The organism is Streptomyces sp. NPDC003032, assembly GCF_053591415.1.
In genome coordinates, this window is record NZ_JBSFTT010000012.1 from 81,573 (window position 1) to 97,214 (window position 15,642).

The following is a 15,642-nucleotide window of genomic DNA, read 5'->3' on the forward strand; positions in this document are numbered from 1 at the left end:
GAGCGCTGCTACCGGTAGCGGGATCACCTGCTACCGGTAGCACCCCCGCTAGCACCCCACACAGCACCCCACGTGCGTGCTAGCGGATAGCACCCCACCTGCGGAAACCCCGAGAACACCGAGAAAGAGGCTCTGATGCCCCTCACGCTCGCTGCTATCGCCTGCCTGCTCGCCATCACCCTGTGTTACATCGCGGTGTGTGCGGGCAGTCCGTTCGGGACCTGCCGCAAGTGCCGCGGCTTCGGCCACAAGGTCACCGTCAACCGCAAGGGGCAGGCCAAGCGGGGCAAGCAGTGCCGCCGCTGCCGGGGCTACGGCAAGCGGATACGCGTCGGCCGATGGATCTTCAACCGCACCCAGCGGATCTACCGCGAAGGCACCCGCTGACCTCGGCACCGTCCCTCAACTCCCCGAAAGGAGCGCTCACATGGCCGTGACCGTCTCCATGGTCGCCCTGTTCGGCCTGGTCCTGTTCTTCCTGCTGCGCGGCAAGTCCCTCGGCTACGGCGCCGCGTTCATCGCCGTGATGTTCGGGTTCTTCCTCGCCTCCACCGGCGCCGCCGGACCGATCAACTCCCTGACCGGCGACGTCATCGCCTCCGTCCGCTCCATCGACTTCTAGGAGCAGATCCGTGAACGAACAGATCATTGCCCGGCACTGGCTCGCCCTCATCGCGCCCAAGGCCGCGCCTGTGCTCGCCACGTCCACCGTGCTGATCCTGGCCCGTATCTGGAACGCCAACGGTGCCGAACACTCCGTCGGCAACGCCGTCCTGATGACGGCTCTGTCGCTCGCGGCCGGGGCTGCCGGCGTCTTCGCCTCCATCGGCTTCGCCGGTGACCGCGTCATCGCCGGGACCGCGTTCGCCGCCTCTGGCGGGCTCGCCTTCACCGGCATCGCCGGATACGCCGACGGCCTTTCCCTGCCGCTGCTGCTGTGGGTGCTGGCCACGGTCACGGCCTACGGGCTCGCGGCCCGCTACTGGCGCACCGACCGCCGTGAGCGCGTCGCCTACGAGCGACACACGAGTGGGCGGCGCGAGGAGTACGCCCACTTCGAACGTGTGGAAGCGCTCAGGGCCGGAGCGCAGATCGAGGTGGCCCGCTCCGGCGCCGCCTACGCCGAACAGCTCGCCACCGCCCTGCTCACCCGCGCCGCCCTGCCCGGCTACGACCCCCAGGCGCTCGCCAACGCGGGACTGCCCCAACTCACCACCGCCGACATCGTCAAGGAGCACTGACCCATGTTCGAGATCCGCATCATCTGTGACCCGGCCGACACCGGCCGCGTCTCGGAGGCCCTCGCGGCGGCGTTCACCGTCGGCCCGGTCCGCCAGCACCCCACCCGCGACAAGCAGTACACCCGGCTGTACGTCACAGCGGAACACCGCGCCCCGTGGCCCACCGCCGAAGAGGCGTACGCGCTCGCTCCGAGCATCGTCGGCGAGATCACGTGGACCGCCGACCAAGCCGCCGACAAGCCGTTCGGCACCCGGCTGCCGCGTGACTTCTGGCTCCGCAAGGCCGCCGTTCTGGACCGCATCGCCCTTCAGGAGGCGGCTTACAGGAGCGGCGCGGGCGCGGCCGATGTGGCGACCGAAGCCGCCGAGCGACTCATGGACCTGGACGACGCGGCCGTGATCTGCGACCCGCGCCACTATGTCCGTCAGCAGTACTCCCACTGGGCCAAGAACCAGTAGCAACGCCGCGGCGGCGGGACTCCCCAGCAAGGTCGCCCGCCGCCGCGGTTCTCCCTGCCCATCCGTAGACAGAACAGGAGAACCCCCAGCATGCCTCACCTGGACGGCTCCGCCCAGCTCGCCGCAGCGCTTGACGCAGCGGCGCGACGCTGGCACGTCTTCCCCCTCCGATTTGGCGACAAGCGCCCCGCCATCCCTGAGTGGGAGGACCGGGCCACCACCGACCCGGACCGCATCACCCGGTGCTGGACGCACGCCCCCTACAACGTCGGCATCGCTACCGGCCCCTCCGGCCTGGTCGTCATCGACCTGGACAGGCCCAAGCACCCCGACGACACGCCGCCGGCCGATTGGGCCGAGTACGGCGTCACCGACGGCGCCGACGTGCTCGCCGTACTCTGTGAGCGTCACGGCCAGCCGTTCCCCGCCGATACGTACACGGTGCGCACCTGGAGCGGCGGCACCCATCTGTACTTCACCGCACCCGAGGGCGAACGCCTGCGCAACACCGCAGGGGGCAGCGCCCGCGGGCTGGGCTGGAAGGTCGACACCCGCGCCGTGGGCGGGCTCGTGGTCGGCGCGGGCAGCACTTTCGACGGACGCCCTTACGAGGTCACCCACAACGGCACCGCGGCGCCCCTGCCGGTCTGGCTCGCCGAACTGCTGCGCCCCGCTCCGCTGCCCCCACAGCAGCCGGTCACGGTCGCGCTCGCCGGTCGCGACCGGCGAGGCAAGTTCCTGAACGCCGCGGTCAATGGCGAGTTGGCCCGTGTCACCAACTCCGGCGAAGACCAGCACAACACCGCGCTCTACATCGCCTCCGTCGCCCTCGGACAGCTCGTTGCCGGGGGAGAGCTGAGCGAAGCCGCTGTGACCGGCTGGCTCTTGCCCGCCGCGCTTCAAGTCGGCCAGGGCGAGCGTGAGGCACTGCGCACCATCGCCTCTGGGCTCAGGGCCGGAGCACGGCGCCCCAGGAAGGTCGCAGCATGAGTGCCAACCCCATCCCGCCCCTGCACCTGTACTCCGTGCCCAGCGACACAGAGACACCCCCGGTGGCGCCGCCGAAGCGGGAGCGTCCGCGGACCGCGTGGACGGCCGATCAGCTCATGGCCGCGGACTTCCCCGAGCCGAAGTGGGCCGTGCCCGGCATCCTCGCCGAAGGTGTCAGCCTGCTCGCCGGACCGCCGAAGGTCGGCAAATCCTGGCTCTCTTTGGGGCTTGCGCTCGCGGTTGCGGCCGGGGGCCAGGCGTTCGACTCCGTACCGGTCCAAGGCGGACCCGTGCTCTACCTCGCCCTTGAAGACACCCCGCGCCGACTTCAGACCCGGATGGGCAAGCTGTTGGGCGGACAGCCCGCGCCCGCTGGGCTCACCCTGGTCACCGAATGCCCGCCCTTCCCCCAGGGCGGAACCGAGGCCATCGCACAGTGGCTGGACCGCAACCCTGACGCTCGCATGGTCGTCATCGACGTCTTCGCCAAGATGCGCGGACAGGCCCCACAAGGGGTGTCGGCGTACGACGCGGACTATGTCTCCGTCGGCTACGCGAAGCGGCTCGCCGATCACTACGGCATTGCCGTGGTTCTGGTCCACCACGTCCGCAAGGCAGGCTCCGACGACTTCCTCACTGAGGTCTCCGGGACCAACGGCATCGCGGGAGCGGCAGACGCCACCCTCGTACTGAAACGAGCGCGCGGGCAGGCAGACGGCATCCTGCACGTCACCGGCCGGGACGTGGACGAAGCCGAGTACGCCCTCAGCTTCCAAGCCGCCTCCGGCGCCTGGCACTTGCTGGGCGGCCCCGTCTCCGACCACACCGTCGGCGACACCCGAGCCGCGATCCTGCGCTACGTCCGAGCCCACCCCGGCTCGAAGCCCAAGGACATGGCGAGCGAGCTGTCACACGTCGACATCGACACGATCCGCCGGACGTGCTCCCGCATGGCCGAGGCGGGACAGCTCACCAAGGACGGCAGCGGCCGGTACTACCCGGACACCGAGACCCGGACACAGGGCGCGCCGGAGGTGTCCGAGCTGTCCGACTGTCCGGTTACCCCACCTGACCAGCACGAACGGGCCGGACAGTCGGAAATGGAGCTGTCCGGGCTGTCCGGCTCCGACACCACGGCGCCCGACCTGAGGAGGAACCCGTGACCCTCGCCATGCCTGAGCGGGACGTGTCCGCCGAACCCCTTCTCTACCGGGTGAAGGACGCCATGCGCGTCCTGAACATGAGCCGGACCGTCATCTACGACCTGATCCGCGCTGGCCGTCTCCGCACCGTCAAGGAAGGCCGTACGCGGCTCATCCCAGCATCCGCAATCACTGACTACGTCGCGCTCCTTGAGCGCGAGGCAGGGGGACAGTAGTGGCCAAGCGTCGCAGTAGGGGAGACGGCGGTCTCTACTGGAACGAGAGCCGACAGCGCTGGATCGCGGCTGCCAGTCTCGGCTATGACCCGAGTGGCAAGCGGATCATGAAGCGTGCGAGTGGCAAGACCAAGACCGAGGCGAAGAACAAGCTGAAGGAGGTTCTTCGCGACCATGAGGACGGTCTCGCCATCGCGCCCACCGGCTACACGGTGGAGAACGCAGTGAACGACTGGCTGATGTACGGCTTGGCCGGTCGGGACAAGGGGACGCTGGACGCGTGCACCATCCTGAGCCGGAGGCACGTGATCCCTTCCCTGGGGGCTCGCAAGCTCCGTGATCTGAGCGCGGAAGATGTGGACAAGTGGCTTGCCGCCAAGGCCAAGACGCTCAGCACCCGCACTTTGCAGGGCATCCACTCGTGCCTGAATCGTGCGGTGAAGCGCGCCATGGCGCGGGACAAGGTGAAGCGCAACGTAGTCGAGTTGTGCTCCATCCCGAAGGGGCAGCCGGGACGACCGTCCAAGGCCCTGACACTCGCCCAAGCCGAGGCGGTCCTCAAAGCCGCCGCGGACACGTCCATGCACGCGTACGTCGTGCTGGCGCTGCTCACGGGCGCCCGTACCGAGGAACTGCGGGCGCTCACCTGGGACCACGTCTTTCTCAAGGGCGAGCCGGACGCGAGTCCGCCCATCCCGCCGTACATCGCGGTGTGGCGGTCGGTCCGTGCCGGAGGGGACACGAAGACGCGGAAGTCCCGGCGCACGCTCGCCCTTCCTGCCCGGTGCGTGGAAGTGCTCTGGCAGCACTGGGAGGACCAGGGATGGGACCGGCTCGCCGCGGGCGACAAGTGGGAGGAACACGGGCTGGTGTTCTCGTCAGCCGTCGGTAAGGAACTCGACTCCACGAACGTCCGGCGAGCCTTCCGGCAGGCCATCACCAAGGCAGAGGGGGTGAACGCGAAGGAGTGGACGCCGCGGGAGCTGCGGCACAGCTTCGTCTCACTGCTGTCGGACAGCGGGGTGCCGCTCGAAGAGATCTCGCGGTTGGTCGGGCACTCCGGGACGGCCGTCACTGAGGAGGTCTACCGGAAGCAGATCCGCCCCGTGATCCAGACGGGAGCGGTCGCCATGGATGGCATCTTCAAGGCCGATCCCAAACCGTAGACACTCAGTTAGACACTCAGCACGAATCAGGGCCGGTTTCCCCTGAGGAAAACCGGCCCTGACCTGCTGTTTCTCTGTCGGGGTGGCGGGATTTGAACCCACGACCTCTTCGTCCCGAACGAAGCGCGCTGCCAAGCTGCGCTACACCCCGATGTCGTTGTTCCAGTGGCCCCGCATTGCTGCAGGCCCGTGGCGACATCGATTACTTTAGCGGACTGGCGGCCTGAGACGAAATCCGGTTTTCGGGGCCCCGGGGCTGGGGGCGGATGTGGTCCACGGTGACGGTCAGCAGGGCCAGTGCGTAGAAGGCCAGGCCGAAGATGGTCGCGTTGCCGAGGACGCCGGTGTAGCCGTGGGTGGTGACGTCCAGGAACGGGTACGGGTAGCGGGCCGTCGAGCCCGGGGGCAGCAGGGCGCCACGGGTCAGGGCGAAGACCAGGTAGGTCAGGGGGTAGAGCAGCCACCCGGCCGCGTAGCGGGGGCGCAGGCAGCCCGGCCTGGTGAGCAGCAGCCAGTCGAGGGCCATGCCGAGCGGCGTCACGGTGTGCAGGAGCTGGTTCGAGAGGGCGTGCCAGTGCGGCGATGCCGGCGCCGGTCCCTCCGTCATAGAGAAGCCGCTTGAGCCGTTCGCCAGGACCAGGTGGTGGACGAGGCCCGTGATCGCGATGAGGAAGAGCGTGGCGCCGGTCAGCCATGGCGGGAGCGGGCGGCGGCCTCGCCACGCCCGCCATGCGGAGAGGCCGAGGACCACCGCCACCAGCAGATTGCTCTGGACGGTGAAGTAGCTGAGGACGCGTTGGGGGCTGCCGGTGACCAGGTCGATCACGATTCCGGTCACTGCGACGAGGGCGATCAGCGCGCGCAGGGCGGCCACGAGGGGACGGCGTACGGGTGGCACGACCGCCTCCGCGGGAACACCCGAGGCGCTTGAGCTGCTGGGGCTGTCTGAGGTCCCGGGGCTGCCTGAGGTGCGTGAGGCGCTTGAGGCGCTTGAGGTGCCTGCGCTGCCCGAGGGGGGTGGAGCGATCATCCATCCACGGTAGGGGCATAGGCGTCGGGGGCGTCGGGGGCGTCGTGGCGGTTCTTAGGGCCCCGGCCTCCCGGCCCCCCCGGGCCTCGGGAGCCTCCCGGCCCCGCCGGCCGGGGTGCGGGAGCCAGGCGGCCCCCGCCTCCCGGCCCCGGCCCCGGGAGCCAGGCGGCCCCCGCACCCCGGCCCCGGCCCCGGCCCCGGGGAGCCAAGCGGCCCCAACAGCTTCAGGCCCCGCGCCCCACCCCCGCCCCGGCCCCCACCCCCCGCGACGTCAGCGTAAGCAAGGTCGCCTCCGGCGGGCACGCGAACCGCATCGGCGTGTAGCGGTTCGCCCCGCATCCCGCCGACACGTGCATGAACGACGTCCGCCCCTCCGCCGTATGCGTGGAGAGCCCCTTCACGCGGTCCGTGTCGAGGTCGCAGTTGGTGACCAGGGCCCCGTAGAAGGGAATGCAGAGCTGCCCGCCGTGGGTGTGGCCGGCGAGGATCAGCGGGTAGCCGTCCGCCGCGAACGCGTCCAGGCAGCGCAGGTACGGAGCGTGCACGATGGCCATCGAGAAGTCGGCCCCGGAGTCGGGACCGCCCGCCACGCGCGCGTACCGGTCCCGTTTGATGTGCGGGTCGTCCAGGCCGGTGAGGCCGATCTCGTAGCCGTCGATCTTCAGTGAGCCGCGGGTGTTCGTGAGGTTGACCCAGCCCGCATCGTCGAAGGCGTCGCGCAGACCCTCCCAGGGGTTGTGGATGACGCCGACGGCGGGTGCGTTGCCGTTCAGACCGTGCTTGCCCTGGGCTTTTTCGAACAGATAGCGGGCGGGATTGCGCGGCTTCGGTCCGTAGTAGTCGTTCGAGCCGAAGACGTACGCCCCGGGGAACCGCATCAGCGGGCCGAGCGCGTCCAGCGTCTCCGGTACGCCCTCGGGGTCGGAGAGGTTGTCGCCCGTGTTGATCACGAAGTCGGGGCGCAGGCCCGCGAGCGAGCGCAGCCACCGCTGCTTCTTGCGCTGCCCGGACACCATGTGGATGTCGGAGACCTGGAGGACCCGCAAGGGGCGCATCCCCGACGGCAGTACGGGCACCGTGACCCGCCTCAACCGGAAGGAACGGGCCTCGAAGCCCACCGAGTAGGCGAGACCGGCCGCAGCCGTCGCCGTGATGCCCAGGGGTACTGCGTATCGCGCGCGCATCCTCCCATCGTGTCAGACGCCGCCCGGCCCGAATCCGGAGGGCGCCCGGCGGCAACCGGCCCGCGCCCCAGGGAAATCGGCGGGCAGGAAACCGCCCGCACCTGCCACAATCAACCCATGACCACGCTCAAGTCGAAGCTGCAGGAAGACCTCACCGCCGCGATCCGGGGGCGCGACGAGCTGCGCTCCTCGACGCTCCGGCTGACCCTCACCGCCGTCACGAAGGAGGAGGTCGCGGGCGTCCAGGCGCGCGAGCTCTCCGACGACGACGTCCAGAAGGTGATCGCCCGCGAGGCGAAGAAGCGCCGTGAGGCCGCCGACGCGTTCGGACAGGCGGGGCGCACCGAGCAGGCGGAGCGGGAGAAGGCGGAGGGCGAGGTTCTCGCCGAGTACCTCCCGAAGCAGCTCTCCGACGACGAGCTCCAGGCGATCGTCGCCGAGGCCGTCGCGGAGGCCAGGGCCGCCGGCGCCGAGGGCCCGCGAGCCATGGGCCAGGTCATGAAGATCGTCAACCCGAAGGTGGCGGGCCTCGCCGAGGGCGGCCGCGTCGCCGCCACGGTCAAGAAGCTCCTCGCGGGCTGATCCGGCCCAGCCGCCCCCGCGTACACATGCGTAAATGCGTATAAGTACGTATACATATGCGCGTACGAAGGTGAGGGCGCCCCCTGCTCCAGGGGGCGCCCTCACCTTCGTACGCAAGCGGTACGTACGCGGGTAAAACCCGTACTACCGGCGCCAGCCTCCGCCGATCCCGCCCCCATTGCCATGACCGCCGCCGTTCCCGGCGCCGCCGAGCACGTCCGGCGGGATGGTGATGTCCGGCCACGGGTTGCCGCCGCCACCGCCACCGGCGCCTCCGCCCCCATCACCCGGCTTGCCGTCGTCGTGGCCCCCGCCCCCGTTCCCGCCGCCGTTCCTGTTCTTGTCCTTGTTCTTGTCGTGGCCCTTGTCCCCACCGGGGAGCTGTACGGAGTTGAAGTCCGGCGCCGGCTTGCCCGTCAGGGCGCCGCTCATCGCGTCGCGCCAGATCGGGCCCGGCACCTCGCCACCGAAGACCTTGTCGTACGGGACGCCGCCGATGGTGATGTCGACCATCTGCCGCTTGTGCTGCGGGTCGCCGACCCAGACCGCGCCCGACATGTTCGGGGTGTAGCCCACGAACCAGGCCGCGTAGCGGAAGTCGGTCGTACCCGTCTTGCCCGCGCTCGGTCGCGAGCCCAGACCGGCCTGCTGGCCCGTGCCGTCCTCGACCACGCCCTTCAGGAGGGTGTTCATCGTGTCCGCGGTCTTCTCCGACATCGCGCGCGAGCACGTCGACTTCGGCACCGGCAGCGACTTGCCGCCGAGCGTGGTGATCGACTCGATGGCGATCGGCGAGCAGTACGTGCCGCGCGAGGCGAAGGACGCGTACGCGCTCGCCATCGTCAGCGGCGACATCTCCTGGGTGCCCAGCGCGATCGAGGGCGCCTGGGCCATCTCCTTGCCGTCGGCCCGCTCGACGCCCATCTTGTCGGCCATCTTCGTCACCGGGCAGATGCCGATGTCACCGATGAGCTGCACGTAGTAGGTGTTGACCGACTTGGCGGTCGCTTCCTTCATGCCGTACGGGCCGACCTCGGTCTCGTTCTCGTTGGTGAGCTTCTCGTTGTTGGCGTTCACCCAGTTCTTGCCGTCACAGGCCGAGACCCGCGCCGGATACGGCATCTCGTACGGGGACGAATACCTCTGCCCGGCGGACTTGCCGCCCTCCAGGGCCGCCGCCGCGACGATCGGCTTGAACGTCGAACCCGGCTGGTAGCCCGCGCCGCCTCCCATGGAGTCGTCCACGGAGAGGTTGATCGTGGTCTCGTTCTTCTGGAAGCCGTAGGGCCGCGACTGGCCCATGCCGAGGATCTTGCCCGTGCCCGGCTCGACGATGGTGGCGGCGGTCGCCACGTCGTCGGTCTTGTTCACGTGGTCCTTGATGGACGCCTGCACCGAGTCCTGCGTCTGCGGGTCGAGCGTCGTACGGATCCTCAGGCCGCCGCGGTTCCAGACCTTGGCCCGCTCTTCCTTCGTCTTGCCGAAGACCGGGTCGTTGAGGAACACCTCGCGTACGTAGTCGCAGAAGAAGCCGGCGCCGCTGACCGCGGTGATGCAGCCGTTCTTGGGGCGGCTGACCTTCAGGCCGAGGTCCGTCCGCTTCGCCTTGGCGGCCTCCTGCTGCGAGATGTCGTGGGTGTCGGCCATGCGCTGCAGCACGACGTTGCGCCGCTGGGTGGCCTCCGCCGCGTCGTTGACCGGGTCGTACCGGCTGGGCGACTGCACGATGCCGGCGAGGAGCGCGGCCTCCTGGAGCTGCAGGTCCTTGGCCGGCTTGGAGAAGTAGCGCTGGGACGCGGCCTCGATGCCGTACGCCTGCTGACCGAAGTAGGTGATGTTCAGGTAGTTGTTGAGGATGCGCTTCTTGCCGAGCTTGTCCTCGACCTGAATCGCGTACTTCAGCTCGCGGATCTTGCGGCCGAGCGTCTGCTGCGTGGCCTCGGCGACCTTCGTCGGGTCGTCGCCCGCCTCCTCGACGAAGACGTTCTTCACGTACTGCTGTGTGAGCGTCGAGGCGCCCTGGGATACGCCGCCGCTCTGCGCGTTCTGGTTGAGGGCGCGCAGGATGCCCTTGAGGTCGACCGCGCCGTGCTCGTAGAAGCGGGCGTCCTCGATCGCGACGATCGCCTTCTGCATGTACGGCGAGATGTCCTTGAGGGGCACCACCGTGCGGTCGCGCGAGTAGACGGAGGCGATCTGGCCACCCTTGCTGTCCAGGATGCTGGTGCGCTGACTGAGCGGCGGCTGCTTCAAGTTGGAGGGGATCTCGTCGAACCCCTCTACGGAACCCTTGGCCGCGAGACCCAGCGCTCCGGCCGCGGGCAGGGCGATCCCGGCCAGCACCGCACCCGCCAGCACGCTGACACCTAGGAACTTCGCAGCCTGCTGAATTGGTGACAGACCACCGCCGGAGCGCTTCTTTCCCATGAGGGCAGCCTAATCCGTAGTCAACGGCGTTCCGAGGGAGTGGGTGTTCCTCGGGATGTTCGAGTGCCGGATCGTGACATCCGAGGTCGGTGGTCCGTGACATCCCGGGTCGGTGGACCACTCTGCGTCAAATCGCCGGACAGGGGCCGATGCCTTGGCCTAAGCTGCTCTCAACTGTCACAGCAGTACGGTGCGGCAGCAAGCCCTCCGCCGCTTCCGGATCCGATGGATTTATGTCCGTATACGCCCTATGTGGCGTCAGGCATCCGTTGTGACTCAACTGAAACGTCCCGGTTTGCCGGGTTCCTCACGCATGTCGCCAGCTCACTCCGTCGGGTGATCTGCCGCTTACGCATAGTCCGTTCGGGCCATCCAAGATTGGGCCCGAAGGGGGTGTTGCGCTGTGCCCACCTTCCGTAACGTCCTCAACTGGCGGCGGTGAATATGCCGCTGCCGCCGTGGGGGAGCCTCGATTCGGGAGAGGACGGCGCCGGTATGGGCTGGGTAACCGACTGGAGTGCGCAGGCGGCCTGCCGCACTACCGATCCAGATGAACTGTTCGTTCAAGGAGCAGCGCAGAACAGGGCCAAGGCGGTGTGCACCGGATGCCCGGTGCGGACCGAGTGCCTGGCCGACGCGCTCGACAACCGCGTCGAGTTCGGCGTGTGGGGTGGCATGACGGAGCGTGAGCGCCGCGCACTGCTGCGCAGGCGTCCCACCGTCACCTCATGGCGCAGGCTCCTGGAGACAGCGCGCTCCGAGTACGAGCGCGGCGCGGGCCTGCTGCCCGTGGACTTGGAGGACGAGGAGACGTACGAGAGCTACGCGGCGGTCGGCTAGCGCCGTTGGTGGGCTAGCGCCATCGGTGGGTCAGGTTCGGCACGGTCAGCGCTCGGCACGGTCAGCGTTCCGTACCGGGTCAGCGTTTCGGCTGGCTCTGTCCGGTCGGCCCGGCGCGGGGTCCGGCATGCCCGCCGTTCAGCCCGCCAGCCGCTCCCCAATGGCACGGAGCCCCGTCAGGTCGTGCACATCGCCCGGCAGCGCGGCCACTTCTGCCACCGCCACCTCGGGGTGGAGCGCGGTGAAGCGGTCACGCGTGCGCTGCTCACGCGCGAGCAACTGCATGCGCTCGGCGTGCAGCCGCAGCAGCCCCGCCGTCAACCGCTCGACGGACGGGTCGGCCGAGGGGCCAGTCGAGCCGGTCGATGGATCAGCAGGTGATGCGACAGGTGATCCAGCAGGTGATCCAACAGAGATTTGAGCCGAGGTTTCAGCAGGGGCCGAGGTTTCAGCAGGGACGTCAGCAGAGATGTCAGCAGGGACTTCAGCCGTGGGTTCGTCGCGACTCTCAGACGTCGCCGGATTATCGGAGGAGTTACGACCTCCAATCTTCCCGTCCTCCTGATCCACAATGCCGCTCTCATCAAGATTTTCCGCGGCGGCAAGCGCCCGCTCGGCCGAAAGCTGAGCGGCACCGCTGCCGTGCACACGGTTCAGCACCAGACCGGCCAGCGGCATGTCGTCGGCGGCCAGGCGCTCCACGAAGTACGCGGCCTCCCGCAGCGCGTCCCGCTCCGGCGAGGCCACCACGAGGAACGCCGTGCCGGGCGCCTGCAACAGCCGGTACGTGGCGTCCGCCCGCGTACGGAACCCGCCGAACATGGTGTCCATCGCCGCCACGAACGTCTGTACGTCGCGCAGCAGCGGCCCGCCGAGCAGCTTGCCCAGCGCCCCCGTCATCATCGACATCCCGACGTTCAGGAACTTCATCCCGGCCCGGCCGCCCACCTTCGCCGGCGCCATGAGCAGCCGGATCAACTTCCCGTCCAGGAAGGAGCCGAGGCGTTTGGGGGCGTCCAGAAAGTCCAGCGCCGAGCGCGAGGGCGGCGTATCGACGACGATCAGGTCCCACTCGTCGCGGGAGCGCAGCTGGCCCAGCTTCTCCATCGCCATGTACTCCTGCGTGCCCGCGAAGCCCGCCGAGAGCGACTGGTAGAAGGGGTTGCCGAGGATCGCGGCGGCCCGCTCCTTGTCCGCGTGCGCCTCGACGATCTCGTCGAAGGTGCGCTTCATGTCGAGCATCATGGCGTGCAGTTCGCCTTCGCCGGTGCCTGCGCCGTCGATGTCCTTGACCCGCCGCGGCACGTTGTCGAGCCGGTCGATGCCCATGGACTGGGCGAGCCTGCGCGCCGGGTCGATGGTCAGTACGACGACCTTGCGGCCCCGCTCGGCCGCGCGCAGGCCGATGGCGGCCGCCGTGGTCGTCTTGCCGACACCTCCGGAGCCGCAGCACACCACGATGCGGGTCTTCGGGTCGTCGATCAGGGCGTCGACGTCAAGAGTGTGGGTGGGGCCCAGCGCGCGGGCGGGGTCCAGGGGCCGTGTCGAGTCCGAGGTCTGTGCCGGGTCAGAGGTCCGCGTCGAGTCCGAGGTCTGTGCCGAGTCGGAGGAGGGCCGTGTCGAGGCAGAGGGCCGTGCCGGTTCCGGGGTCATGCGATCCCTTGCTTCCGCAGTGCCGTGGCGAGCTCGTAGAGGCCCGCGAGGTCCATCCCGCCCGCCAGCAGCGGGAGTTCGTGGAGGGGCTGACCGAACTCCGTGAGGACGGCCCGCTGGTCGCGCTCCAGGGCGTACCGCTCCGCGTACTCCGCGGCCTGCTCCAGGAGTGGGTCGACCAGCCGCTCGGCGTTCCCGCCCCGCCGGGCGCCGCCGAGGCCCGCGGCGGACAGCGACTTGGCGATGGCCGTACGAGGAGCCTGCTCCAGGCCCAGCTCCAGCTCGGCCTCGTCCAGCAGTGCCGTACGCACCATGTTGACGATGACACGCCCCACGGGCAGCCGCGCGGCCCGCAGCTCGGCGATGCCGTCCGCGGTCTCCTGGACGGGCATCTCCTCAAGGAGGGTCACCAAGTGCACGGCTGTCTCCGGCGACTTGAGGACCCGCATGACGGCCTGCGCCTGGTTGTGTATGGGCCCGATCTTCGCCAGCCCCGCGACCTCGTCGTTGACGTTCAGGAAGCGGGTGATGCGCCCGGTCGGCGGGGCGTCCATCACGACGCAGTCGTACGCGTACCGCCCGCTCTTGTCCTTCCGGCGCACCGCCTCGCAGGCCTTGCCGGTCAGCAGTACGTCCCGGAGCCCCGGCGCGACGGTGGTGGCGAAGTCGATGGCGCCGAGCTTCTTCAGGGCCCGGCCGGCTCCCCCCAGTTTGTAGAACATCTGGAGGTAGTCGAGCAGCGCCAGCTCGGGGTCGATGGCGAGGGCGTACACCTCCCCGCCCCCGGGAGCGACGGCGATCTTCCGCTCCTCATAAGGCAGCGCCTCCGTCTCGAAGAGCTGCGCGATGCCCTGTCTGCCCTCGACCTCCACGAGGAGGGTGCGCTTGCCCTCCGTCGCGAGGGCGAGCGCGAGGGCGGCGGCCACCGTGGTCTTGCCGGTACCGCCCTTGCCACTGACGACCTGGAGCCTGCTCACACTCGTGAGCCTAACCAGTCGCCGCCCGGGCTACGCAGGAGCCCACCGTGAGCATCCCCTCACACCGACTACAGTCGGCCACATGACCAAGTGGGAATACGCAACCGTGCCTCTGCTCGTCCATGCCACGAAGCAGATTCTGGACACCTGGGGCGAGGACGGCTGGGAGCTGGTCCAGGTCGTGCCCGGGCCGAACAACCCCGAGCAGCTGGTGGCCTATCTGAAGCGCGAGAAGCAGGCATGAGCGGGGCTGGGGCCGTCGAGGCCCGCCTCGCCGAGCTCGGCCTGACCCTGCCCGCGGTCGTGCCGCCGCTGGCCTCGTACCAGCCGGCCGTCCAGTCCGGTGTGTACGTCTACACCGCGGGGCAGCTCCCGATGGTGGAGGGCAAGCTCGCCGTGACCGGCAAGGTCGGCGCCGAGGTCACCCCTGAGGAGGCCAAGGAACTGGCTCGTATCTGCGCGCTGAACGCACTGGCCGCGGTGAAGTCGGTCGCCGGTGATCTCGATCGCATCGCGCGTGTCGTGAAGGTCGTCGGGTTCGTGGCCTCCGCGCAGGACTTCACGGGCCAGCCCGGTGTGATCAATGGCGCGAGCGAGCTGCTGGGCGAGGTACTCGGCGAAAAGGGCGTGCACGCGCGCAGTGCCGTGGGCGTGGCCGTGCTTCCGCTGGACGCGCCGGTCGAGGTCGAGTTCCAGGTGGAGCTGACCTCTCCGTAGGGCCTGATTGTTGCCTCTCGAACATCAGCTCACTTGGGGATAGCCTCCGCCCATGGCAAATGGGCAGTGGTACCCCCCGGAGTGGCCCGACCGCATCCGCGCCCTCGCGAGCGGTGAGCTGACTCCGGCCACCCCGCGCCGCGCCGCCACCGTCATGCTGCTCAGGGACGGGCGGGGCGGGCCGGACGGGGCCGGGAACGGCGCGGGCGGCGAGAACGGCGCGCACGGCGAGAACGGCGCGAAGGGTGCGCCTGAAGTACACATGCTGCGCAGACGCGCCTCCATGGCCTTCGCCGGAGGCGCGTACGCGTATCCGGGCGGGGGCGTCGATCCGCGCGACGACGACCGCCTGGTGCGCTGGGCGGGGCCCACGCGCGCGTCCTGGGCCGCCCGGCTGGGCGTCGACGACGAGGCCTCGGCGCAGGCGATCGTCTGTGCGGCGGTCCGGGAGACGTACGAGGAGGCGGGCGTGCTGCTCGCCGGGCCCTCCCCGGAGACCGTCGTCGGCGACACCACGGGGGAGGACTGGGAGGCGGACCGCGAAGCCCTGGTGGCCCGCGATCTGTCCTTCGCGGACTTCCTGGACCGCAGGGGACTGTTCCTGCGCAGCGACCTTCTCGCGGCCTGGGCGCGGTGGATCACTCCGGAGTTCGAGCCCAAGCGCTACGACACGTTCTTCTTCGTGGCGGCGCTTCCGGAGGGGCAGCGTACGCGCAATGCCTCTACGGAGGCGGACCGTACCGTCTGGATCCGCCCGGCGGAGGCGGCTGCCCGCTACGACGAGGGGGAGCTGCTGATGATGCCGCCGACGATCGCGACGCTGCGGGCGCTGAGCGCCTACGTGTCGCCTTCCGCGGCGCTTGCCGCGGCCGCGGTGCAGGACATGGCTCCGGTGCTCGCGCGGGCGCGGCTGGAGGGCGGGGAGCTGGTGCTGTCCTGGCCGGGCCACGGGGAGTTCACCAAGCGGATCGCTTCCGGCGGGGCGAGGTGACTCCGGG

The 15,642-nt window shown here is 69.6% G+C and carries 18 protein-coding genes and 1 tRNA gene; 13 read left to right on the plus strand and 6 right to left on the minus strand.

The window, feature by feature from the left end; genetic code table 11:
- Nucleotides 1-135 precede the first annotated feature (135 nt).
- The 8 genes from ACWDZ7_RS18870 to ACWDZ7_RS18905 all read left to right on the plus strand — a co-directional run bounded on the left by ACWDZ7_RS18870 (nt 136) and on the right by ACWDZ7_RS18905 (nt 5,234).
- Entirely contained in the window at nt 136-387 is a 252-nt protein-coding gene (locus tag ACWDZ7_RS18870) for a hypothetical protein (protein WP_451798227.1), read from the plus strand.
- 40 nt (nt 388-427) lie between these two features.
- Nucleotides 428-622 carry a hypothetical protein gene (locus ACWDZ7_RS18875; protein WP_451798229.1) on the plus strand — a complete coding sequence of 65 codons (195 nt, stop codon included), beginning with the start codon at nt 428-430 and terminating at the stop codon, nt 620-622.
- Nucleotides 623-632: 10 nt separating this feature from the next.
- The gene (locus ACWDZ7_RS18880) at nt 633-1,241 is read left to right on the plus strand and encodes a hypothetical protein (protein ID WP_451798231.1); all 609 of its coding nucleotides are present in this window, start codon (nt 633-635) and stop codon (nt 1,239-1,241) included.
- 3 nt (nt 1,242-1,244) lie between these two features.
- Nucleotides 1,245-1,700 (plus strand): hypothetical protein, encoded by a 456-nt coding sequence (locus tag ACWDZ7_RS18885; protein ID WP_451798232.1) that lies wholly within the window; start codon nt 1,245-1,247, stop codon nt 1,698-1,700.
- Between the two features lie 90 nt (nt 1,701-1,790).
- Nucleotides 1,791-2,690 (plus strand): bifunctional DNA primase/polymerase, encoded by a 900-nt coding sequence (locus tag ACWDZ7_RS18890; protein WP_451798234.1) that lies wholly within the window; start codon nt 1,791-1,793, stop codon nt 2,688-2,690.
- Entirely contained in the window at nt 2,687-3,853 is a 1,167-nt protein-coding gene (locus ACWDZ7_RS18895; RefSeq protein ID WP_451798236.1) for an AAA family ATPase, read from the plus strand. The genes ACWDZ7_RS18890 and ACWDZ7_RS18895 overlap by 4 nt, the downstream gene beginning before the upstream one ends.
- Nucleotides 3,850-4,068, plus strand: a complete 219-nt coding sequence (locus ACWDZ7_RS18900; RefSeq protein ID WP_451798237.1) for a helix-turn-helix domain-containing protein — start codon at nt 3,850-3,852, stop codon at nt 4,066-4,068. The genes ACWDZ7_RS18895 and ACWDZ7_RS18900 overlap by 4 nt, the downstream gene beginning before the upstream one ends.
- Nucleotides 4,068-5,234 (plus strand): site-specific integrase, encoded by a 1,167-nt coding sequence (locus ACWDZ7_RS18905; protein ID WP_451798238.1) that lies wholly within the window; start codon nt 4,068-4,070, stop codon nt 5,232-5,234. The genes ACWDZ7_RS18900 and ACWDZ7_RS18905 overlap by 1 nt, the downstream gene beginning before the upstream one ends.
- A 77-nt stretch (nt 5,235-5,311) precedes the next feature.
- On the opposite strand, the gene ACWDZ7_RS18910 is transcribed toward ACWDZ7_RS18905, so the two are convergent.
- The 3 genes from ACWDZ7_RS18910 to ACWDZ7_RS18920 all read right to left on the minus strand — a co-directional run bounded on the left by ACWDZ7_RS18910 (nt 5,312) and on the right by ACWDZ7_RS18920 (nt 7,448).
- Nucleotides 5,312-5,385, minus strand: a tRNA-Pro gene (locus ACWDZ7_RS18910).
- Between the two features lie 51 nt (nt 5,386-5,436).
- The gene (locus tag ACWDZ7_RS18915; RefSeq protein ID WP_451798240.1) at nt 5,437-6,132 is read right to left on the minus strand and encodes a Pr6Pr family membrane protein; all 696 of its coding nucleotides are present in this window, start codon (nt 6,130-6,132) and stop codon (nt 5,437-5,439) included.
- Between the two features lie 356 nt (nt 6,133-6,488).
- Nucleotides 6,489-7,448 carry a metallophosphoesterase gene (locus ACWDZ7_RS18920; RefSeq protein WP_451798242.1) on the minus strand — a complete coding sequence of 320 codons (960 nt, stop codon included), beginning with the start codon at nt 7,446-7,448 and terminating at the stop codon, nt 6,489-6,491.
- A 117-nt stretch (nt 7,449-7,565) separates the two neighbouring features.
- On the opposite strand from ACWDZ7_RS18920, the gene ACWDZ7_RS18925 reads away from it, so the two are divergent.
- Entirely contained in the window at nt 7,566-8,030 is a 465-nt protein-coding gene (locus tag ACWDZ7_RS18925; protein WP_451798244.1) for a GatB/YqeY domain-containing protein, read from the plus strand.
- Nucleotides 8,031-8,174: 144 nt separating this feature from the next.
- Here ACWDZ7_RS18925 and ACWDZ7_RS18930 read toward each other — a convergent pair whose 3' ends face one another.
- On the minus strand, nt 8,175-10,457 hold the full coding sequence (locus ACWDZ7_RS18930) for a transglycosylase domain-containing protein (RefSeq protein ID WP_451798245.1): 2,283 nt from the start codon (nt 10,455-10,457) through the stop codon (nt 8,175-8,177).
- 495 nt (nt 10,458-10,952) lie between these two features.
- Here ACWDZ7_RS18930 and ACWDZ7_RS18935 point away from each other — a divergent pair, with 495 nt between their 5' ends.
- A complete protein-coding gene (locus ACWDZ7_RS18935) occupies nt 10,953-11,297 on the plus strand; it encodes a WhiB family transcriptional regulator (RefSeq protein WP_030782081.1) in 345 nt (114 codons plus the stop codon).
- A gap of 138 nt (nt 11,298-11,435) precedes the next feature.
- On the opposite strand, the gene ACWDZ7_RS18940 is transcribed toward ACWDZ7_RS18935, so the two are convergent.
- Together ACWDZ7_RS18940 and ACWDZ7_RS18945 are read right to left on the minus strand one after the other, a co-directional pair.
- Nucleotides 11,436-12,950: an ArsA family ATPase gene (locus tag ACWDZ7_RS18940; RefSeq protein WP_451798247.1), complete on the minus strand. Its 1,515-nt coding sequence runs from the start codon at nt 12,948-12,950 to the stop codon at nt 11,436-11,438.
- Complete coding sequence (locus ACWDZ7_RS18945) at nt 12,947-13,927, minus strand: ArsA-related P-loop ATPase (protein WP_451798249.1); 981 nt, start codon at nt 13,925-13,927, stop codon at nt 12,947-12,949. The genes ACWDZ7_RS18940 and ACWDZ7_RS18945 overlap by 4 nt, the downstream gene beginning before the upstream one ends.
- A gap of 82 nt (nt 13,928-14,009) precedes the next feature.
- Here ACWDZ7_RS18945 and ACWDZ7_RS18950 point away from each other — a divergent pair, with 82 nt between their 5' ends.
- Genes ACWDZ7_RS18950 through ACWDZ7_RS18960 form a run of 3 tightly spaced genes read left to right on the plus strand, consistent with a single transcriptional unit; the run spans nt 14,010 to nt 15,635 of the window.
- Nucleotides 14,010-14,171 carry a DUF4177 domain-containing protein gene (locus ACWDZ7_RS18950; protein WP_003975360.1) on the plus strand — a complete coding sequence of 54 codons (162 nt, stop codon included), beginning with the start codon at nt 14,010-14,012 and terminating at the stop codon, nt 14,169-14,171.
- Entirely contained in the window at nt 14,168-14,644 is a 477-nt protein-coding gene (locus ACWDZ7_RS18955; protein ID WP_451798251.1) for a RidA family protein, read from the plus strand. Before ACWDZ7_RS18950 ends, ACWDZ7_RS18955 begins: the two co-directional genes overlap by 4 nt.
- A 52-nt stretch (nt 14,645-14,696) precedes the next feature.
- Complete coding sequence (locus ACWDZ7_RS18960; protein WP_451798253.1) at nt 14,697-15,635, plus strand: NUDIX hydrolase; 939 nt, start codon at nt 14,697-14,699, stop codon at nt 15,633-15,635.
- Nucleotides 15,636-15,642 lie beyond the last annotated feature (7 nt).